Source organism: Carnobacterium sp. TMP28 (genome assembly GCF_047553015.1).
GTDB lineage: Bacteria > Bacillota > Bacilli > Lactobacillales > Carnobacteriaceae > Carnobacterium_A.
This window is the reverse complement of the sequence record NZ_CP180212.1, coordinates 198,755-219,756: the sequence shown is the minus strand read 5'-3', so window position 1 is coordinate 219,756 and position 21,002 is coordinate 198,755. Positions and strand designations below refer to the sequence as shown.

17 protein-coding genes and 1 riboswitch are annotated in these 21,002 nt (G+C 34.8%); of the genes, 4 read left to right on the top strand and 13 right to left on the bottom strand.

The features are described from left to right. Positions 1-13: 13 nt before the first annotated feature. A complete protein-coding gene (glmS, locus tag ACMHYH_RS01110; RefSeq protein WP_414839564.1) occupies positions 14-1,822 on the top strand; it encodes a glutamine--fructose-6-phosphate transaminase (isomerizing) in 1,809 nt (602 codons plus the stop codon). A 210-nt stretch (positions 1,823-2,032) separates the two neighbouring features. Here glmS and ACMHYH_RS01105 read toward each other — a convergent pair whose 3' ends face one another. The 9 genes from ACMHYH_RS01105 to ACMHYH_RS01065 form a co-directional block, all read right to left on the bottom strand. After that, positions 2,033-3,760 (bottom strand): Na+/H+ antiporter NhaC family protein, encoded by a 1,728-nt coding sequence (locus ACMHYH_RS01105; RefSeq protein WP_414839563.1) that lies wholly within the window; start codon positions 3,758-3,760, stop codon positions 2,033-2,035. Positions 3,761-3,866: 106 nt separating this feature from the next. Beyond that, positions 3,867-4,049: riboswitch (Lysine riboswitch) on the bottom strand. 108 nt (positions 4,050-4,157) lie between these two features. Then, positions 4,158-5,111, bottom strand: a complete 954-nt coding sequence (locus ACMHYH_RS01100) for a LacI family DNA-binding transcriptional regulator (protein WP_414839562.1) — start codon at positions 5,109-5,111, stop codon at positions 4,158-4,160. Between the two features lie 209 nt (positions 5,112-5,320). Further along, positions 5,321-6,664, bottom strand: a complete 1,344-nt coding sequence (locus ACMHYH_RS01095; RefSeq protein WP_414839561.1) for a uracil-xanthine permease family protein — start codon at positions 6,662-6,664, stop codon at positions 5,321-5,323. Between the two features lie 17 nt (positions 6,665-6,681). Then, positions 6,682-8,046 (bottom strand): guanine deaminase, encoded by a 1,365-nt coding sequence (gene guaD, locus ACMHYH_RS01090; protein ID WP_414839560.1) that lies wholly within the window; start codon positions 8,044-8,046, stop codon positions 6,682-6,684. A gap of 245 nt (positions 8,047-8,291) precedes the next feature. Continuing rightward, complete coding sequence (locus tag ACMHYH_RS01085) at positions 8,292-9,578, bottom strand: hypothetical protein (protein ID WP_414839559.1); 1,287 nt, start codon at positions 9,576-9,578, stop codon at positions 8,292-8,294. A 447-nt stretch (positions 9,579-10,025) separates the two neighbouring features. Further along, on the bottom strand, positions 10,026-10,247 hold the full coding sequence (locus tag ACMHYH_RS01080; protein WP_414839558.1) for a hypothetical protein: 222 nt from the start codon (positions 10,245-10,247) through the stop codon (positions 10,026-10,028). Then, positions 10,240-10,830: an isochorismatase family protein gene (locus ACMHYH_RS01075; protein WP_414839557.1), complete on the bottom strand. Its 591-nt coding sequence runs from the start codon at positions 10,828-10,830 to the stop codon at positions 10,240-10,242. The genes ACMHYH_RS01080 and ACMHYH_RS01075 overlap by 8 nt, the downstream gene beginning before the upstream one ends. 164 nt (positions 10,831-10,994) lie before the next feature. Beyond that, positions 10,995-11,228 carry a hypothetical protein gene (locus ACMHYH_RS01070; protein ID WP_414839556.1) on the bottom strand — a complete coding sequence of 78 codons (234 nt, stop codon included), beginning with the start codon at positions 11,226-11,228 and terminating at the stop codon, positions 10,995-10,997. A gap of 157 nt (positions 11,229-11,385) precedes the next feature. Further along, positions 11,386-11,580, bottom strand: coding sequence for a gauf-3-monomer (locus ACMHYH_RS01065; protein WP_414840319.1), 195 nt, complete (start codon positions 11,578-11,580; stop codon positions 11,386-11,388). Between the two features lie 929 nt (positions 11,581-12,509). On the opposite strand from ACMHYH_RS01065, the gene ACMHYH_RS01060 reads away from it, so the two are divergent. Then, positions 12,510-13,340 carry a metallophosphoesterase gene (locus ACMHYH_RS01060; RefSeq protein ID WP_414839555.1) on the top strand — a complete coding sequence of 277 codons (831 nt, stop codon included), beginning with the start codon at positions 12,510-12,512 and terminating at the stop codon, positions 13,338-13,340. Between the two features lie 343 nt (positions 13,341-13,683). On the opposite strand, the gene ACMHYH_RS01055 is transcribed toward ACMHYH_RS01060, so the two are convergent. Beyond that, a complete protein-coding gene (locus tag ACMHYH_RS01055) occupies positions 13,684-14,640 on the bottom strand; it encodes a metal ABC transporter substrate-binding protein (protein ID WP_414839554.1) in 957 nt (318 codons plus the stop codon). A 129-nt stretch (positions 14,641-14,769) separates the two neighbouring features. Beyond that, positions 14,770-15,306, bottom strand: coding sequence for a methylated-DNA--[protein]-cysteine S-methyltransferase (locus ACMHYH_RS01050; RefSeq protein ID WP_414839553.1), 537 nt, complete (start codon positions 15,304-15,306; stop codon positions 14,770-14,772). 125 nt (positions 15,307-15,431) lie between these two features. Here ACMHYH_RS01050 and ACMHYH_RS01045 point away from each other — a divergent pair, with 125 nt between their 5' ends. Next, positions 15,432-16,415: a biotin--[acetyl-CoA-carboxylase] ligase gene (locus ACMHYH_RS01045; protein ID WP_414839552.1), complete on the top strand. Its 984-nt coding sequence runs from the start codon at positions 15,432-15,434 to the stop codon at positions 16,413-16,415. A gap of 16 nt (positions 16,416-16,431) precedes the next feature. Beyond that, positions 16,432-16,959: a biotin transporter BioY gene (locus ACMHYH_RS01040; protein WP_414839551.1), complete on the top strand. Its 528-nt coding sequence runs from the start codon at positions 16,432-16,434 to the stop codon at positions 16,957-16,959. 122 nt (positions 16,960-17,081) lie between these two features. On the opposite strand, the gene ACMHYH_RS01035 is transcribed toward ACMHYH_RS01040, so the two are convergent. Together ACMHYH_RS01035 and ACMHYH_RS01030 are read right to left on the bottom strand one after the other, a co-directional pair. After that, complete coding sequence (locus ACMHYH_RS01035; RefSeq protein ID WP_414839550.1) at positions 17,082-18,293, bottom strand: amidohydrolase; 1,212 nt, start codon at positions 18,291-18,293, stop codon at positions 17,082-17,084. A gap of 229 nt (positions 18,294-18,522) precedes the next feature. Next, complete coding sequence (locus ACMHYH_RS01030) at positions 18,523-20,979, bottom strand: heavy metal translocating P-type ATPase (protein WP_414839549.1); 2,457 nt, start codon at positions 20,977-20,979, stop codon at positions 18,523-18,525. Between the last annotated feature and the right edge of the window lie 23 nt (positions 20,980-21,002).

Below are 21,002 nucleotides of genomic sequence, written 5' to 3'. Positions count from 1 at the left end.
GAAGGACAAATAAATGTGCGGAATCGTAGCTTATATTGGCAATAAAGAGGCTAAATCTATTTTATTACAAGGTTTAGAAAAATTAGAGTACCGAGGTTATGACTCTTCCGGTATTTTCATAATAGATGAAAATAAAAATGGTCATCTCTTTAAAGAAAAAGGAAGAATTGCTGACTTGAAAAAAATGATTAAAATCGATACAGTCTGTACTTCAGGAATTGGACATACACGTTGGGCAACACATGGTCGTCCAAGTGTCAAAAATGCTCATCCACATCAGGCTGCCAACAATCAACTTGCTCTTGTGCATAATGGTGTCATTGAAAATTTCCAAGAACTTAAAGATACTTACTTAACAGACATTTCTTTAATAAGTGATACAGATACTGAAATTATTGTCCAACTTATCGCGTACTTTACTAAAAAAGAACAAATTAATACATTCAAAGCTTTTAAAAAGACTATTTCTAAATTAAAAGGCTCTTATGCTTTAGCTTTAATTGATAGCAATCAACCGGATACTATTTACGCTGCTAAAAATAAAAGTCCCTTACTGATTGGAAAGGGAGAAAATTTTAACGCTGTTTGTAGCGATGCTATGGCTATGGTTCAAGAAACAAATCAATTTATTGAATTAATGGATGGCGAATTGGTTACGTTAACTCGTGATGAAATCAAAATAGAAACTCAAGATGGCACCATTATTCATCGTACTCCTTATACAGCAGAAATTAATCTAGTTGATTTGGACTTAGGTACTTATCCTTATTACATGGCAAAAGAAATAGATGAACAACCAGCTGTCCTTCGAAAAATTATTCAAGCTTATCAAAATAAGCAAGGCCAGTTTGAATTAGATAAAACCATTATTTCTAGTATAGAAAATAGTGATCGTATATACATTATTGCTTGTGGGACTAGTTATAATGCTGGTTGGGTTGGAAAGCAGTTATTAGAAAATTTAGCTCACATTCCAACTGAGGTTCATTTAGCAAGTGAATTTGGACATAATATGCCTATTCTAACAAAAAAACCATTCTTTATTTTCTTATCACAAAGTGGTGAAACTGCTGATAGCAGACAAGTTTTAGTTAAGATTAACGCTATGGATTTCCCTTCATTGACCTTAACTAATGTAGCTGGATCTACATTATCTAGAGAAGCTGATTTCACATTGTTGCTCCATGCTGGCCCTGAAATTGCTGTTGCATCAACAAAAGCGTATACTGCTCAAATCACTGTTTTAGCAGCTTTATCAGAAGCTATTGCAAGAGTAAATGGCGTTGCTGGAGATAGCAATATGGCCCATGAACTTGGCATTGTTGCTACAGGAATGGAACGTATTCTTTCTGAAAAAGCAACTATTGAACAACTGGCAACAGATTTTCTAAGTACCAGTCGCAATGCTTTTTATATTGGTAGAGGGATAGACTATTACGTTGTTATGGAAGCTGCATTAAAATTAAAAGAAGTCTCTTACGTTCAAACAGAAGGGTTCGCTGCTGGAGAATTAAAACACGGTACCATTGCTCTAATAGAGGAAAATACTCCCGTAATCGCAATTATCACGGATAAAGCAACTGCTGGGCATACACGAGGGAATGTTCAAGAAGTTCGTGCTCGTGGAGCCCATACACTTGTTATTGCTATGGCAGGGTTGGAACAACAAAGTGATCAGATCGTACTACCAGAAGTTCATCCATTACTCACACCGTTGGTTAGCGTAGTACCAACTCAATTATTAGCTTACTACACTAGTTTACACCGTGGCAATGATGTCGATAAACCTAGAAATTTAGCCAAGAGTGTTACAGTAGAATAACTACTAAAAAAGAGCAAAACAAGGGAACTGTTTTGCTCTTTTTACTGTTTACATTAAGCGAGATTGATAGAAATAACCGCATCCTTTTTAGTTTCACCTAAGTCTCGCTATCTCTGGCTTTAATGGCAATACGACACCATAATAAATGCGGTTTCTCTCAGATTCATTAAAAACTCTCTTCCCAATAAAATGAGAAGAGAGTTTGATTAGTTAATTTTCTTCAATAGGATCTTTTACCACGACTTCATCTACTCGTGTACCAAAGAAATAAACAACTCCAATTGTAACCATTAAGGCTACTGGCATAACAATCCAGATGGATAAGCCTAAACCGACGGGAATAAAACCAAATAAAACAGAAATAGCTCCAACTACTAATGCATACAATAACTGAGTCTTAACGTGATCTAGATGATCTACGCCAGCCCCCATAGAAGATAAAATGGTTGTATCAGAAATTGGTGAGCAATGGTCTCCAAAGATTGCTCCAGTCAAAACAGCTCCTGAAGTCATAATAACAAACTCTGGATCTGTTGACAAAGCTGCTGCTAACGGAATCGCTAACGGCATCAAGATACCCATTGTGCCATAAGATGTTCCTGTTGCAAACGATGTAACAGCTCCTAAAATAAAAATAATTGAGGGCAATAAAAATAGTGGCATGGAATCAGATAATAATGAAACTAAAAATTCTGCCGTACCTAACTCACCAATAACGGTACTTAACGACCAGGCCAATAACAAAATAGCTCCAGTAATAATTAATGATTTCATCCCATTAATCCAAACTGCTACCGATTCTGTCCACGTGAAAGCTTTTTGATGAACACCCATCGCCATTGCTACCAAACTTGCTAATAAGGCTGCTTGAAACAAGACAATACTTGCATCAGATGCACCAAAAGCTTCTTGAATAGCTAAAAAGGATAGCGGACTATTTTCTAATAGAGCAATCGTTGCCGTTTCTCCACCTTCCATAACAGTATTGTATCCGTTGAAATAAAATCCAATAAATGCTGCAATAATCAATGTACCGATTGGAACAATCATATTCCATATCGATAACTTGACTCCTTCTGCAGGTTCCATATCTTCCATTTCTGTTGACGTTTCTAAAGTGAAATCATCAAATTCATTCTCTTTTCTTGTACGAGCTTTTTTTTCTACTTTTAACATTGGGCCAAATTCTCTTAATAATAAAGCTGTTGCTAAAACAAAAGCCAACATCAAGAAATTATAAAACCGATAAGGCAGTGTTTGGATGAAAATACCATAAGCATTCACTGATTGACCAATGGATTCGTACCCATCTTTTATCAAGCCTACTTCATACCCTACCCATGTAGAAATCAATGCAATCCCTGCAATTGGTGCAGCTGTTGCATCTACAACGAAAGCTAATTTTTCTCGTGAAATATGTTTTTCATCAGTAACTGGACGCATTACGGGTCCGACAATCAATGAGTTAGCGTAATCATCAAAAAACATTAATACCCCTAAAATCCATGTAATCACTTGAGCACTTCTAGGCCCTTTAGCTTTATTTGATAGAGCAGCTGCCACAGCTTTAGCTCCTCCTATTTTAGTCATTAGTGCAATCAAGCCGCCAATGGTTAGTACTTGTAGAATAATCCCTGCATTCCATGGATCTGATAGCGAAGTTAAGGCATACTCGACTACGCTTAAAAAGGCTTGAACAAAAGCAACGAGAAAATTATGATTAGCTAGATGGAGCACAAAAGCTCCCGAGAAAACGCCTATAAAAAGAGAAATAATAACATCTTTCGTTATAAATGCTAACACTATGGCAACTACTGGTGGAACTAATGTGAATAAACCATAATAAACTTCTGTTCCATTTTCTCCACTAAAATCTGCATTAACAGCCGTTATTACCAACAAACCTATTGCCACTATGAATCCAATTTTCTTCTTCATCATCAACTTCCTCTCTAAATTAAATAAAAAACACTAAAAAGATACCTTGAGTCTACTCAACTCAAGGTATCTTTTTAGTGTATTTAACTACAAAAAAGCAGACCCTTTTGTTGATAGTCCTCCATAAGAATCGAATACTTGATTTTTATGACAGTCTTGAATATATTTTATTCAAAACCAGCAACTACTAGCTTGGCCCCACTAGTCACTTCGGCGATTTTCCCTTTCTGATACCCCTTTGCCTTTTTTGGGTTACCGTACTCTTAAAAATCGCACCTCTATCTGTCTATTTAGTTAGGTTATTATCTATCTACTCATTCTATACTATTTAACAAAAAAATTCAGCATATCTGTTTGTTTTTTTATTTTCCCTCTAAATCAATCTTCATTTAACGATTTATACATTGCAATTGAACGACCTTTTGATGATGGTATAGGGGAAAACTTTTTTTGCCACTTCTCCACTTACTGCTAATTGAAAAGCTGCACTTCCGATTTCTTTCAGATGAAAATCTACTGTCGTAAAAGATAAAACTTCACTAATAGCTAGATTTTCCTGACCAATCAATAATGGCTGTTTCAAGTGGCGATCTTTAGCATACTTATAAATACCGCTAGCAACATGGTCACCATTTGTCACAATGGCGTCAAATTCTTGGTCACTGTTAAAAAAATAATCTGCTGCTTTTTTTCCATCTTCCATTGTTGAGCAATCACGCACAATCTTACCTTCAATGGATACTCCAAAAACGTCTTCATAGCTTTCACTATTAATTTTAGAACTTGCACTAACTTCTTCGCTACGGTTAATGGTCACTCCAATATTCTGATAGCCCATCTCTTTTAAAGAAGCGAATACCTCCGTGTAAGCTTTTTTACGATCGACATGAACACTCGAAATAGCATAATCTTTTGTATCTTCACAACAAATAATCGGTCCATACTTTGTATATTTTTCGATTTCTGCCAATGAGTTACTTTTAGATGTTAATATTAGCGCTTCAAATCTCTTAGTTTTCAATTGTTCAAAGTAGCTTTTTTCTATTTCAGGATTATAGTTAGTAGGCAAAAGTGTCACTGAATAGCCAATTTCAAATGCTGACTCAATTACTCCGCTAATAATTTTTTCGAAATAAGAATGATTCACATTAGGAATAACTACCCCAATATTTTTTGATACTCCTAGAATCAAGTCTCTTGCTTGGCTGTTAGGAGCATAGTCTAGTTCCTTAATGACAGCTAAAATACGCTGTTTTTTTTCTTCTGATACATGTGGATGATGATTCAATACTCTAGACACTGTCGTTACTGAACAATTTGAAAGTCTTGCTACTTCTTTGATATTGGCCACACTTTTATCTCCTTTTGAAATTACGTTCATTCATCCATATTATACCATTCTCTATTCATAAAAAATAATAAAATAAAAAATCCCCTTTACCATTTAAAGCCATTCCTAAAAACAGAAAAAATAAATTCTATTTTTAGACTTATTGGTTTAAACGGAATAAGGGATTTAATAAAAAATTAACTCATTATTTTTTAGCGTTAGTCTATTTATTAATCAGCTGGTAACAACTTATTTAAGGCAATAGCTGCTATTGAAGCTATCGCAATGGGAGAACTAAACAAATAATGGATCATTGTTGGCAAACTCATTAAATAATCTTTTGGTAAATACAATAAGGCTATTATCAATAAAATAGGAATAGAGATAACATACATTTCTTTTTGCCCAATTTGTGTTTGTTTTATGATTTGAAAGCCACTCATTGCAATAACCCCACACACAAGTGCAAAAACTCCACCAATAACGGCAGAAGGAATAGTCGAAATTAAAGCAGAGAGTTTACCAGATAAGCCAAAAACAATAAATAGTCCTCCAGCTGCTATAAATACACGACGACTTGCAATACCAGTGATGGCTATAATTCCAGCATTAGATGAATAACCCGTTACTGGTGTCGTCCCTAACAACGAAGCCACTATACAACCTAACCCTTCACCGATAACTCCACGATTGATATATCCTCTGTTTAAAGGCGTTTTTGTAACGTTGCTAACCGCTAACCACGTCCCTGTTGTTTCTGCTAATAAAACGACATAAATAATCAACATCGTCACGATAGCAGAGAAATTAAAAGTAAAAGTAAAGTCTTTAAAAAGCAATTGCGGCATTGAAAACCATTTTGCTTGTGCTACTGAAGATAAATCCAATATTCCCATAAAGCTCGCAACGATACTCCCAGTAATTAACGCAATAATGACAGAAGCAACTCGGAATAATCGTCCACCTTTTGACAAGCGGCTTCCCAAGATTGAAGAAATAATCATAATCGTTCCTGTTAACACTGCTAGAAAGATATTTTGGCTAATGGTTCCTACTGCACTTTTATAGACATTATCGTTTACAGCAGCAGGCATTAAAGAAAGACCTACACAAAAGATAATAGTCCCACCCACAATTGAAGGAACAAAAGAATCAATAAATTTATGAAAAAGACCAGTAAAGCCTAAAATCGTTACTAGTACTGCGCCAACAAAACTTGCACCCATAGCCGCTCCCCAGCCTTCCATACCGCCACCGTTTGCCAGTGTTATACCAGCAATAGCTCCAATAGGAATAAACGAAGCTCCTTGTGCAACGGGCATCTTCATCAAAAAACCAGATTGAATAATAGTAGCTACTCCTGCAGCAATAAAAGTAGATTGAATCAAGATGGCTGACTGTCCAGAAGAAAAACCAACCATCATCGCTACGATAAATGGGACAACGTAAACATCCATTGCTAATAAATGTTGCAGTCCAAGAAGAGTACTTTGTGTCCAAGATACTGAATCAGTTGTTCCTACTGTTATCGTTCTATTTGTTTGCATTTTCTGAGTTGTTTGAGTCGTTTCCATATCTTAAGCAAATCTCCCTATTTTCTTATTTTTTCGCCTTGAACCCATACCGAAGTGATATTTTCACGTTTTGTCAAATACAGTAACTTTTGAAAAGTATCTTCTAGCGGTTCTGAATCTTCAAAAATAGGCATTGAAGCATGTGCTATAGTCGTATCGATTACTTGTGCATCAAATGCATAGTTTTCTGCAAGACGGCCAATTGGAAGACTTAAACTTTCTCCACCACCGGCCGTTGCAAAATAAAAAGCTTCTTTAGCTGTAATACGTGACGGCTCTTTATCGCTTCGTTCTGCGGGAGATTTCTTTGTATCTACGCCATCTTCTAGCATTCTAGCTGAAATAATTGCTTGACGAATAGCTGAATAGATACTTGGATCGTAGCCACCTGAAAGATCGGTTCCTAACCCAACTTCTACTCCAAGATCATGAAATTTTTTAATTGGAATGACACTATTTGCAAAGTAAGCATTAGAGATTGGGCAATGTGCTATCGCTGTTCCTTGCTCTTTGAACGTCAAAGCATCTGCATCACTCAAAAAGTTGCAATGTGCCATAACAGATTTATCTGTTAATAAGCCAAAGTCATTTAAAACTTGTGCATCATTTTTTCCAAATCGATTTTTAACATAGCCATGCTCCCAATCACTTTCACTACAATGACTTGTTACATGGACATCATAAGCTGCGGCTAATTCACCTAATCCTTTTAAGGCACGATCTGTACAGCTAGGAACAAAGCGAGGGATGACAACAGGGTACACGCCTTGCTTTATTTCAGGTTGTAAAGCTTTTACTCGTTTAATAAATCGCTCAGTATCTTCCAAAGCTATTTGCGTATCTTTATCACAATAATAATCAGGATTTTGTTCTAAGTCATCCATAACAATTTTCCCAACTAATCCTCGTTGTCCCTTTCTTGCGCAGATTTCAGCAAGCTGATAGCTAGCTTCCTCATGGATTGTTGCAAAATAAAGTCCTGTTGTTGTTCCATGTGCTAAGAGTGTGTCTACTAAATGAGAATAAACTTTTTCAGCAAAGACACTATCTTTGAATTTTGATTCTAATGGGAAGGTATACGTATTTAGCCATTCATGTAACGGGATATCTAGTGCTGTTCCACTTTGTCCCCACTGAGGCGCATGGATATGTAAATCAATGAATCCTGGTAATAAGTATTGCCCTTTTTTTAATTCTACTAAAGTATCTAGCGCTTTTGCTTCCTGGAGGAACAGATTATATTGTTTATCTGAAGGAGCTAGACGCTTTTTTATCATCCCTTTTTCATCGATACAATAAAGATAATCTTCCATTATTTCAATTTCTTGAGCGGTAATACTAGAAAAACCTGTTCCTTTTATAATCTTAACTATTTTATCCATCCAACTCACCTTTATTCGTATTTTGTTACTATAAACTCATTATAAGTGAGAAATAAAGGGTAAGTCAACTTAAAAACGAATAATTACTATAAAAAAGTTTTTATCTTCCGTTTTTTAATTTAATTTACTTTTGTTACTAGCCAATTGATTTTAGTTAAAGATAGGTTTTTTGACTACAATAGAACGAACGAATAATAAAAAACGGATAAGACTATACGTCTAATCCGTTTTTCCACTATTCCTTATTAATACTTATACAAAAATCCTGACATCGTTATTGTGCCTATTAAAATAATTGTTACTAGAATAGCAAAATCACTCTCTTCAACCGGCTCTTTTTCTGATGAAAGATCTGTACGTGTTGCTTTTTCTAATGATTCAGATTCTGAATCAACAGTCATTGCCTCTACTGCTGAATCTTTTGAGGTAGGAACTTCAATAAACTGATCTTCTTTTACGGAAACTTCTGGCAACTTATTTTCAATGGCAGGTTGTTGGCTATCGCTTTCGTCTTTTGGCTTAGTATCCAACTCCGACTCTTCTGTTTCTATTTGTTCTTTTTCAGGTAATAGTATTTTTTCGATAGAAATAAAAACACCTTTATTATCTGTTAGTTTAAAAACAATTGACCCTCCAACAGGTATAGCAGAAAACAATTGGCCATTGAGTACAAATTCTCCCTTCTTGTCTGAATAAACTTCAGTCAGTTCTTGATCTAAAAAAGACACTTCTACTTTAACAAGCGGAATAGTCTTGCCTTGATAGGTCTTCATCTCTTGGTGTAAATCGGGTAATCGTGTCTTTTCTCTTATTTCAGCGGCTCTCATTTCCCATTCCAACGTAGGTTTTAAAAGTGTTTTTTCTACTACTATCACCATGCCATCAGATACAAATACAAACTGAAGAACCTCTCCCTCATTTCGTTCTACTAAACTTTCATCAAATTCCCAAATAAATTCGCCAGTAATTGAATCTGAATAAACAGGCTTGGTTAACTCTCCGTCTTTAATCAAATAAATAGCTGATTTTAAAGCTGTTTTGCCACTAAATCGCCTTGTATCAATATGAATATCAGATAATGTTGTAGCTTTTTTAAATTCTTTTTCTTCTAGTGTCTCTTCTTGCGAAAGGATGATTTCTTTTCCAATCTCTTTTTCTAAAATAATTTTTTCAATTTGTTCTTCATAGTCTACCGTTTCATTTCCACTAACAAAGAAAATAAGGCTGTCTCCAGCTTTAATTTTATATTGGCTAAAATCAATAATGTATTTTCCACTGGAGGAAATAGGGATTTCTATTCTCTCTTCTTGATTTTCAACACTAAAGGATACTGTTAATTCTGGAGCTATCTCGCCAGTATAAATCAACGTATTTTCATATATATCCGTTATTTCAAAGGGTTTAGTTTGGATTGACTCATTTTTTTGTATGATTAAACTATTATCTTGCGCGTAGACTGCTGGAACTGGGCTGATAAATAAAAGTACGCCTACTAGACTAGGCAGCCAATAATAACTCGTTATTCTTTTCATTTTCTAGTCCTTTCTAACTTATTCATTCAGTAAAAAGCAACCTTTACTGTGTGAAAGTACTTAGGCTTTTATTGTTTTGTTTTATAAATCAAAGATGGTTGCTTACGACAATTATTAGTCTACCATAAAAAACTAGCCAATTTAACCACACATTAGACAAAAAGATACAGATTTAATTGAGAGTACATTTAGTCATACTTTCACTTTGAATCAGCTATTAATAGGAGTAGGCACGCTTAGTTAGTGTAACTGTAACCGATAGCCTGTTTTTTCTTTCATAAAGCACCTGTTTGATTTTAGTTGTTTAGTAAACGACTTTATCATTGAGGGTACTGTAAAAAAAGAATCCTCTAATTAAAGGATTCTTAGTGTACGATTTCATCTTATTGGATGCATCAATTTTACTGTTTACAGATAGTATTTCGCTCTTTCTTCATGCTATTTTTATTAAGAATTGAAACCAAATAGCACAACCCCTAACGCACCTAAAATTGTCGTTAAAATAAGCACTATTCCTAAAATAAGACTAAGAAACTTCGCTGATTTATTTTTATAGTTCATTTTAATCCCACTTATTAACAGGATTAATCCTAAAATAAAAAGTACGGATAAAGCAACTAAAATTATCATTTTTAAAGGGAATCTTCCGTTGATAAACTGATTAATCATTTTCAAAGTGTAAGATATTGATTCCAGCTGCAACCATCTCAATCAAGGCTCCCTCACCATCACTGACAGCAGCAGTGAGACTGGCAATAACCGACACTTTGAACCCAGCAGCCAGTGCGTCCATAGCAGTCGCCTTAACGCAGTGATCAGTAGCAATCCCAACAATATCAACTTCTGTGATGTCAAACGAATGGAGCGTGTCTTCTAGAGAAACACCCGTTTCTTCAGTCACTCCTTGAAATCCACTATAGTCCGGGCGACCCATACCCTTGATGATATGGCAATCAACCATTTTTCGAATCTCCATATTTGCATACTCTACGCCCTCAGTTTCTTGAACACAGTGAACTGGCCATGTGTCCATGAAATCAGGCTCAGCAGGTAGTGTTGCGAAGTGCCCACCATTATCATTGTCAGACTCATGAAAGTCACGAGTACCAATAACTAACGAATAATTTTCAGAGAACCGATCAATATAGCTAACCACATTCTTGGCTACTTCACGTCCTCCAGTCACACCAAGAGCACCACCTTCGCAGAAATCATTCTGCACATCAACAATAATCAAAGCCTTTTTATTCATAATTTTTACCTCCTAATCATTTATCAAAAATAAAACATATCCCCCTCATATTTACAGCTTAAAGACGTTGATTCTATGGTTTTAGCAAGCAACTGTTTTCATATGATTTCATCTATTAGTTACTGTTTTTTTCACCTAACTTTACTTGTTGATTTAGTCTACATTTAGATAGTTACAAATGTTATTACACCTATTATTGCGCTTAAAATAGTTAAAATCTGGATAACTAAAGAAAGGAGTGCTAGTGGTTTAATCCATCCACTATAATTTTTCATATTGGAATGAGTTAATATATATAGTGAAAATCCTATTCCTACAAGTGGTACTATGTAAGATAGTATGATAAAAATAATAACTTTTACAGATTCTTGATCCATGCTTACCTTATTTTCCTTCATCAAAAATCCTCCTTATTAATAAAAAACTCTCTCTTTATACACTTACCATTCGCGGTATGCTTGTCAAAGTAAGGAATAAGTTTTCATGTACCTTTATTGTATCTAAAAATTCTTATGACCTCTGTTCAAATAGGATTCGAGATCTCCACTTTATATTCTATCCTCTATTTTCTTTATCCTTACTTAATCTATTAACTAACCTAATATAAACATACCAATTAAAACAAATACCAAAAAAGAATAATATACCAGGTATCCATAACACGCTGCCATCATATCTAACCTGTGCGATATAGGCAAATCCAAGATAAATCAGCAGTACAATTGCAAATAAATGAACTGCTATTTTCATTATTTTCACACCCATTCCTCCTCTATTCTCCTTTTAAAAAATATCTATTAAGGACGTCTGGTACGCTATAAATAGTTTAACTTGTTAAGTTCTCTTAGATAGCTCAGTTCTCTGGTAGATTGCTAGTATACATCCTATTTTAACTAAGCCTAACGTTCTCATTCACATAAAGCAACTTATTAACTTATTACCAGATACTCATTTCAGTGCGTTTTCAACACTAGTTATTCCTATTGGTAAACTTATTTTTTATTCACCAGTTAAATTTTCCCTTGCAACATATGAGCTACCCTCTTTTTTACACCCAATAATGGATTCTTTTGATTTTTTTGGTAAATAGATTTCAGTTCCTACTTCCAGATCATTCGATTCTAAGTCATTTTCGGGATAGCTATATCGATCTATCTTTTTTTAACAAGATAAATCTTATCTGATTGTAAAGATTCTTTATACGGTTCACTTGTTAAAACATATGTAGTTCCTGAAACATTCACTAAGCTAAGCATTTTAACCTACTTCGATTTATTTATAAGAAAATTTACTAGTAAAAGGATAACTAGTGCCAATAGAAATAAAGATAGTTTTTTTTCAAAAATAACGCCTCCATTTAAATTTAAAATAACTATACCCTTGATTTAAATAAAAAGCTAGCTTATTTCCGAATTCTATACACTATACAAATAGTTTACCAGACAATTTTATACACAATTTATTATTCTTCCTGATGTTTCAGATTAAGGTATCAACCGTCAGCTTGTTTATACCTCCATAAAATAAATCACTAACCCTAAAAAATTAGAAAATGATGGAATTATATGAAAAGGATGGTTGGAAAAAAGGGAATGAAAAGGTAAACTAAAAGAAACCTATTGGGTCATGGTACATGAATAGTCTATTCATACAATTCACCTAAAACAAGGAGGACTTTAATGAAAAGAAAAATACTACTCATTGCCACTTTTATCTTTGTTTTTATTTTTTGGGTAATGTGGACAAATTTGACTATTGCAACTAGTTATTTTGAAATTGAAAATAAAAAAATACCCTCTGATTTTTCAGGCTTCAAAATTGCAGAAGTATCAGATTTACACAATCGTCAATGGGGACAAACATTAATCAAAAAAATCAAAGCAGAAAAACCTGATGTCATAACCATTACTGGGGATTTGATTGACTCTTCACATACTAATTTTGATCAAGCTATGCAATTTATAGAGGAAGCTAATAAACTAGCTCCCATCTATTACGTAACTGGAAATCATGAAGCATGGATCGAAAATTATGCTGTTTTAGAAGGAAAACTAAAAAGTGCAAAAGTAATGATGATGGACGATAAGTCTGTCTTTATAGAAAAAGAAAAGAATAAAATACACATCTCAGGTATCCAAGATCCAGATTTTTTTGAAAGAGAGAATGACTATGGTATCCAAGGAGCAAGAACTCGCACTAAATTAACCGAACTGTTAGAAAAAGAGTTCTTTACTATCGTTTTAAGCCATAGACCAGAACAATTCGAGCAGTATGTCGCTGCTGGCGTTAATTTAGTGCTAGCCGGTCACGCACATGGTGGACAAGTGAGGATTCCATTCATAGGGGGACTTGTAGCTCCTAATCAAGGGTTTTTCCCAAAATACACAGAAGGGCTACATAGCAAGAAAAACACAAAAATGGTTGTTAGTAGAGGACTTGGTAATTCTATTATACCAATCAGAATAAATAATACTCCTGAACTAGTCATTATTACCTTAAAAACAAAATAAAACGTTCTTATTAAAAATAACTACTGTATAAAAAGCCCTCTATCCTGATTAAATAGAGGGCTTGTTCATTTCATTCAAAACAGTATGGTTGGATCTACTCTTTTTTCTTTTTATATCCATACTTTCTAAGTCTAATCTTTAAGTTCTTCTTATACACTTCAACATTATACTAGATCAATATGAACAAAATCAAAGACTATTTTTCTTCCTGTAATCATCCTAAGAAACAGTATCCAAATAAGACAATGCATCAAAAAAGACGAAAGAGATTAATCAAACTTCATAAACTAGTTTTGCACGTTTCTTAGTTAACGACTACCTTCTAGCGGTCTATCTGTTTTTCTTATTGAATACTTTTTTTCAATGATTCAAGGTTATTTTTCATCACTTGGATGTAGTCCACTCCAGCATCTTGTTCTTTTTGTGACACTCCTTCGATCGGATCTAAAACAGCTAGTTCTATGTCTGCTTCTGCTGCTAATGTTTCTGCTATTTTTGAAGACGCATTATTTTCAAAATAAATATAGTTAATGTTATTTTTTTTAGCATAGTTTGATAATTCAGCTAATTTAGCTGGACTTGGTTCTGTTTCAGAAGATAGACCTGATATTGAAACTTGAGTTAAGTCATACTGTTTAGCTAAATACGCAAATGCTGCATGTTGTGTAACAAATGTTCTATTTTCAGCATTTTCAAATGCTGCTTTAAATTCTTGATCCAACTCTGTTAATTCTTGAGTATATTTCTCAGCATTCTTTTGATAAAGTGCAGCATTCTCTTTATCTGCTTTTGCCAGACCCATTTGAATAGTTTTCACTTCAGCTTGAGCCAATACCGGACTCAACCAAACGTGAGGATCAATAGCATGGGAATGTTCTTCTTCGCCAGGTTCTTCATCTTCTTTAGACTCTTCTTTTTCTATAAATTCTATTCCTTCACTTGCATTTATGACTGTTACTTTAGTTGTATCAATCGCTTCAAGTGTACCAGGTACCCACGTTTCCATCTCATCACTATTGTAAATAAATACGTCTGCATCTTGAATAGCAGCAACCACTTTTGCACTAGGTTCGAACCCATGTGACTCTGTTCCTGCCGGGATTAACATCGAGATTTCTGCATTATCTTGCACAATGTTTTTTGTGAAGTCATATATGGGGTAAAAAGTTGTTACGATTTTCACTTTTTTTCCTACTTGATTGCTTTTTTCTACCTCAGAATCTGTATTTCCACAAGCACTTAATAAGAGTAAAAATAGTACTCCTAATATTGGGATAGCCAAACGTTTAATTTTCTTCATAAGTTACTTCAACTCCTATTTTTTTGATACAATAGCGATTTATCTTTCAGTCTCAAATCGTAATTGTTACGTTTTAAAGATACCTTATTTCTATCCTTATTGCAACTTTTTTTGAAAGAAAATAAACAGTTACTTTACTATCAAGCTTTTTCTTTTTTGTTTTTCCAAAGCTAATAAATCGACTTTCATATTTATTGGACCACGATAACCTGATACTTGGCCATTTTTATGACTAACTCGATGACAAGGAATGAGAATCAATAAAGGATTTTTTCCAATAGCTGTTCCTACAGCTCGAGAAGCTCGAGGATTTCCTATTCTTTTTGCTAATTCTCCATAAGTTAGTGTTCCTCCATAAGGAATATTCAACAGTTCTGCCCAGACCTTTTCTTGAAAGGGCGTTCCTTTTATGTCTAGTGGCAAATGAAAATGTGTTCTTTCACCTTTAAAGTATTCTTCTAATTGGTTGACACAATAAGCTAGTTTATCTGGATTATGTTTTGCTAAATCAATAGCATTTATTTTTTTTAGCCATTCGTTTAATTCTGTTTTCCCTCCATTTAAAGAACCCACAAAACAGATTCCTTTGTCTGTTGCAGCAAGATAGATTGGCCATTTTTGATTCAATAATTTTCCATAATAAATCTGTTTCGTTTCTTCGCTCATACCTACCTTCTCCTTTATCATTTATCGTTTAATCATTTTTTATGCTTACACCCATTGTTACCTTCAATAAAAAAACAGTTGACAATTGTGCAGAATTTATTTAAACTCAGCAATGAGGTGATGACATGTCAACAAAAAACCACTTACTAACAATCTTAGAACAACAAAAAGGGCAAACCATTTCTGGTCAAGAACTAGCTGATCGAATGAGCGTTTCGCGCACTTCTATTTGGAAAGCTGTTTCTAGTCTGCGAAAAGAAGGCTACCTTATTGAAGCAACAACAAATAAAGGGTATTGTCTTCCTGTAGAATCTGATTTGCTATCCAGTGAAGCGATTAGGCCACTACTCGCAGCTGAATTAAAAAATCAGCCCTTTTATCTTTTCAAAGCCATTGAATCAACTAATCAAAAAGCAAAAAAAATAGCTCTCGAGTTTCCATCAAAACCAGGAGTTGTGCTTTCTGAAGAACAACTAAAAGGCAAAGGGCGCTTAGGTCGATTCTTCTATTCACCCGCTAAAACAGGTATTTATATGAGTTTAATTTTAAAGCCGAATCTGACGACTACAGATGCAACGCTAGTTACAACAGCAGCGGCCGTTGCAGTTTGTTTAACTATTGAAAAGCTAACAGATAAAAAGCCTAAAATTAAATGGGTGAACGATATCTACTTAGATGATCATAAAATTGCCGGTATTTTAACCGAAGCTGTGACTAATTTCGAGAATGGCACAATTGATACGATTATCTTAGGAATAGGCTTAAACTTTCGAACGCCCATAGAGGGGTTTCCAGTAGAATTAGAGTCTATTGCTGGAAGTTTATTATCTGAACATACTGGTAACCTAACACGCAATGAATTCATTGCAGAGCTAATCACTCAATTCTATCAAATTTATCAAACCATTGGAAAAAGAGATTTTTTAAAAGATTATAAAGAACGTTGTTTCGTTTTTGGAAAAATCATTCATTTTAAACAGGGAAAACAGGAGTTTGACGCTATTCCAATTGATATTGATCAACAAGGTGGATTAATTGTACGAATGCAAGATGGTCAACATCAAACATTATCTTATGGTGAAATTACAATTCAACGTCCATTTCATTAAAAAGGAGCACACACATATGAAATTAAGTACTCGAGATATCACTTATTGTAGCATCATGGCTGCATTAACGTTAGTAAGTGGATTTCTCACAATCCCACTTGGTCCCATCCCGTTAACGTTACAGACATTAGTTGTTTTATTAACTGGCTTACTTTTATCTAAAAGAAATGCCTTAATTTCTCAAGGAATTCATCTTCTTTTAGCTTTATTAATTGGTGGATTTCAATCTCTACTTAGTCCTAGTTTTGGATTTGTCTTCGGCTTCGCAGCCGGCGCATACGTCATTGCATTTATTATAGAAAGGTACGGGTTCACTATAAAAATAGCTGCACTAGCTGTTTTTATCGGTTCTATCGTTATCTATTCTATTGGTTTACCTTATATGACAGTTATTTTAAATAATTACTTAGGAGGAAATTTTTCTGTCATCCAAATTTTACAAATGGGGTTCATTGTCTTTATTCCAGGAGATAGTATCAAAGCACTCATTGCTGTCGTTATCGGCTTGCGTTTACGAGGAAAAGTAGCCCGTTCCCAATCATAAGTGTGACCATTTCTCGTCTCGATCTTTAATACTTATTAAAGTCAAAAAATAATCTTATCTAATCTATTTGTACTTTAGTAGTGCGAATAGACTAGATAAGATTTTTGTTCGTTTAACTGTACTTAATTAAACGTTCCTGAAACAAGCTCGCCTTTGAACATAACCACTCTTTCTGGACAGACACGCGCAACTAAATGAGCTGCACTTACTGCTTTTGTAAATAAAATACTCGCTTTATCTCCTACTTTTGGCCAACGTTTCATACCATCAGTATCTAATGGTGTTAGACCATTGGAAACTAACGAGTAAGCTTGAGAAAGCGACTTTTCATCTTTCATCGAAAAGACCTCTGCAGCACGGCTGACCCTTTCAATTAAATCTCCAGTTCCAAATGGACTCCAGTGATCATTGATATTGTCATTAACTACTCGCACGTTTACGCCATTTTTTTGGAGCAAGAAAACAGGTAGAACGGTTGTATCGATTGGAATTGTTGTGTTAATTCCAATATTAAATTCAGCTAATCGCTTTGCAATTTGCTTAACGGTTGACTCATCTGTATCTGCCAAAGCGAGTGCATGACTAATTTGTACCTTGCCTTCTAAATGATATTTTTGGGTATAATCAATGATTCGATTGATTTCAAACAATCCTAATGTCCCGCGGTCATGCAAATGAAAATCAACTTCTCGATTGTAATGACTCGCTAATTTAAAAGTCGCATGCAGCGATTTTTCTATATCTACATCAATCGTTGCTGGATCTAGTCCTCCTAAAATCAAGTTGCTATCACTAGCTAAAGCACTTCTCAATAGACCGTGTTCTTTTGTAGCTAGTGTACCATGCTGTGGAAAAGCAACTATTTCATAGTCCAAACGGTGCTTATTCTTTTCCAATATTTCTTTAATACACTCTAAATTATCTAATCCTATAACTGGATCAACATTTGTTTGAACTCTTAAAAAAGTAGCACCATTATCACAAATTAAATCAATTAACGCTTGCGCTTTTTTTGGTGTCCCAGAGAGAAAACCTCTTAAAAATTCTTTTTCCTCTTGAATCCGCTCTGCTACCCCAGAAGCCGGCACAACAGCTTGCCATTCTCCACCAAAGTGACCTTTATCTAAGTGAATATGATTGTCTTGTAAAGACGGTAAAGCTAGATATCCTTTTGCGTCAATGACACCTGCCTGATTTTCAGGGATTTTTTTAGTAATTTTCTTAAATTCACCATTTTCTACTTCTAGTGCAAATTCCTCTGTAGTCGTAATAAACTTGTTGGGACTGACTTCTTTGTAACCCGTTTCTAAATAAACGTTTTTTATCCAAACCATCTTTCTCGTCCCCTTTCTTATTTATACTCTCTAAAGGATTGATAAAAGGAGAAACTCTTCACTTAACCACTTATCGACTCTTTAGTCTACTGTTACCATACACTACAAAAAGAAAATATGTCCACTTATTCGTATTAATCCCTCTCTCCTTTTTGTTTTTTCAACTCCTTAAAAAATCCAAAAAACGACTCTTTTCTTTTAAAAAAAGAGTCGTTTCTGGCGTTTAATTTTATACTGATTTTGGTTTAAATCGCTTTAATCTTAAAGCGTTTAGTAGAACGGATACAGAACTAAAACTCATTGCTGCTCCAGCAAGCATAGGGTTTAATAATGGTCCTCCGAAGAGATAAAGAACACCCATCGCTACGGGAATACCCAATGTATTGTATGCAAAAGCCCAAAATAGGTTTTCTTTTATATTTTTAATCGTTGCTTTACTCAACTCAATCGCTGTTGGTACATCCATTAAATCACTTCTCATTAAAACAATATCTGCAGATTCGATTGCAATATCTGTTCCTGAACCAATCGCAATTCCGATATCTGCTTGAGCCAAAGCAGGAGCATCATTGATACCGTCTCCTACCATCGCAACTTTTTTACCTTCGGACTGAAGCATTTTCACTTCGTTTGCCTTTTCTTCTGGTAAAACTTCACTTAATACTCGTTCAATCCCTACTTGTTTAGCAATCGCTTGGGCTGTTCTTGTATTATCACCAGTAATCATCACAACTTCTAGTCCCATTTGATGCAATCGTTTAATCGCTTTAACACTATTCTCTTTAATCGTATCTGCAACTGCAATTATTCCTGCTAATTGGCCATCAACTGCAATATACATTGGTGTTTTGCCTTCACTTGCTAAGGAATCAGAAGTTGTTGTTAAGGTTCCTAATGAAATAGCACGCTCATCCATCAATTTTTTATTGCCTAATAAGATTCTTTGTCCATCTATCATTCCTTCTATGCCGTGCCCAGGAATAGCATTAAATTCATGCATTTTTACTAATAGCATCTTTTTAGTTTCTGCCTCAAGGACAATAGCTGCTCCCAGTGGATGCTCTGAACCTTTTTCAGCAGATGCTGCTAATAGCAATAGCCTTTCTTTTGAAAAATCAGCACTTGTGACAATATCTGTTACTTTTGGTTTTCCTTGTGTAATCGTTCCTGTTTTATCAAATATAACTGTTTCAACTTGGTGAGTGGTCTCTAGAGCAACACCACTTTTAATTAACACACCATGCTCTGCGCCTTTTCCAGTCCCGACCATAATCGCTGTTGGTGTTGCTAAACCTAGTGCGCATGGACAAGCAATAACCAATACTGAAATGACAATCGTTAAAACAAAGATACCTGATTGTCCTGAAATATACCAACCCAAGCCTGCAAGCAGCGCTAACACGATAACAATCGGTACAAAATAACCAGAAATTGTATCGGCTAATTTAGCGATTGGTGCTTTTGAGCCTTGTGCATCTTCTACTAATTTAATAATTTGTGATAAAGTCGTATCTTTACCAACCTTTGTTGCTTTGTATTGAATCGTTCCATTTTGATTCATACTGCCAGAAATAATGGTATCTCCAATAGTTTTTTCAACAGGCATACTTTCTCCCGTCAACATAGCTTCATCAACTGAAGTCATTCCTTCTATAATTGTTCCGTCAACTGGCATTTTTTCACCAGGTTTAACAACTAAATGATCTCCAACTTGAACTTCTTCAATAGCTATTTCACTTTCTTTTCCATCTCTCATAACTCGGGCCGTTTTAGGTGCTAGCCCCATTAATTTTTTAATCGCCTCAGACGTTTTCCCCATTGATAAAGCTTCAACGTATTTTCCAAGTGTAATCAAGGTTAAAATAACCGCAGCTGATTCATAATACAATTCCATCGCGTAAGTCGTGTTGCCTAAAAAGACAGCGATAGTTGCTCCTAAACTAAAAATAAAAGCTGCACTTGTTCCAAGAGCTACTAAAGAATCCATATTCGGATGTCCTTTAAATAGAGCTTTAAACCCAATAATAAAAAACTGTCTGCCTAAAAAGACAACTGGAATAGTTAAAACAAGCTGAGTAATGACAAATGCCACTGGATTTATTGCTGGATTTAAAATCTCAGGTAGTGGAGCTCCTAACATGTGGCCCATAGAAATGTACAATAAAGGAACTGTAAACAGAGCAGATATCCAGAATCGCTTCCAAAGATTGCTAATGTAACGAGCTTTTTTATCTTGCTCTTCTTCAGATTTCATGGCAGTATCTATTTCTTCACTTGCTTTATACCCTGTATCACTGACTATTTTGATCATATCTGCTACTGATATGATTTTTGGATCATATTGAACGTGTAATTTTTCGGTTGCTAAATTTACGCTAGCTGTCGAAACTCCTGCTTGCTTTCCAACTGCTTTTTCCACCGTTTGCGCACAAGATGCGCAAGTCATGCCTTCTATAACAAACGATTTTTGAACATCTAAGCTATTCGCTTGATACCCAGCATCTGCTACGGCAGATAAAATATCTTTGTCTGTAATTTTTGATTGATCGAAATCAACAGTTAACTTTTCAGTTGCTAAATTGACTGTCGAACTTTGAACACCTGGTAATTTTTTAACGGCCTTTTCTACTGTTTGTGCGCAAGAGGCACAATGCATACCATCAATCGTAAATGTTTTATTACTCATTCTTTTTCCTCCTTGATTTAACT

What these genes read in the sequence shown, in the direction of transcription:
- glmS (WP_414839564.1), top strand. Translation starts at nt 14, where the DNA reads ATGTGCGGAATCGTAGCTTATATTGGCAATAAAGAGGCTAAATCTATT.
- ACMHYH_RS01105 (WP_414839563.1), bottom strand. Translation starts at nt 3,760, where the DNA reads ATGAAGAAGAAAATTGGATTCATAGTGGCAATAGGTTTGTTGGTAATA.
- ACMHYH_RS01095 (WP_414839561.1), bottom strand. Translation starts at nt 6,664, where the DNA reads ATGGAAACGACTCAAACAACTCAGAAAATGCAAACAAATAGAACGATA.
- guaD (WP_414839560.1), bottom strand. Translation starts at nt 8,046, where the DNA reads ATGGATAAAATAGTTAAGATTATAAAAGGAACAGGTTTTTCTAGTATT.
- ACMHYH_RS01085 (WP_414839559.1), bottom strand. Translation starts at nt 9,578, where the DNA reads ATGAAAAGAATAACGAGTTATTATTGGCTGCCTAGTCTAGTAGGCGTA.
- ACMHYH_RS01080 (WP_414839558.1), bottom strand. Translation starts at nt 10,247, where the DNA reads ATGATTAATCAGTTTATCAACGGAAGATTCCCTTTAAAAATGATAATT.
- ACMHYH_RS01075 (WP_414839557.1), bottom strand. Translation starts at nt 10,830, where the DNA reads ATGAATAAAAAGGCTTTGATTATTGTTGATGTGCAGAATGATTTCTGC.
- ACMHYH_RS01070 (WP_414839556.1), bottom strand. Translation starts at nt 11,228, where the DNA reads ATGAAGGAAAATAAGGTAAGCATGGATCAAGAATCTGTAAAAGTTATT.
- ACMHYH_RS01065 (WP_414840319.1), bottom strand. Translation starts at nt 11,580, where the DNA reads ATGAAAATAGCAGTTCATTTATTTGCAATTGTACTGCTGATTTATCTT.
- ACMHYH_RS01060 (WP_414839555.1), top strand. Translation starts at nt 12,510, where the DNA reads ATGAAAAGAAAAATACTACTCATTGCCACTTTTATCTTTGTTTTTATT.
- ACMHYH_RS01055 (WP_414839554.1), bottom strand. Translation starts at nt 14,640, where the DNA reads ATGAAGAAAATTAAACGTTTGGCTATCCCAATATTAGGAGTACTATTT.
- ACMHYH_RS01050 (WP_414839553.1), bottom strand. Translation starts at nt 15,306, where the DNA reads ATGAGCGAAGAAACGAAACAGATTTATTATGGAAAATTATTGAATCAA.
- ACMHYH_RS01045 (WP_414839552.1), top strand. Translation starts at nt 15,432, where the DNA reads ATGTCAACAAAAAACCACTTACTAACAATCTTAGAACAACAAAAAGGG.
- ACMHYH_RS01040 (WP_414839551.1), top strand. Translation starts at nt 16,432, where the DNA reads ATGAAATTAAGTACTCGAGATATCACTTATTGTAGCATCATGGCTGCA.
- ACMHYH_RS01035 (WP_414839550.1), bottom strand. Translation starts at nt 18,293, where the DNA reads ATGGTTTGGATAAAAAACGTTTATTTAGAAACGGGTTACAAAGAAGTC.
- ACMHYH_RS01030 (WP_414839549.1), bottom strand. Translation starts at nt 20,979, where the DNA reads ATGAGTAATAAAACATTTACGATTGATGGTATGCATTGTGCCTCTTGC.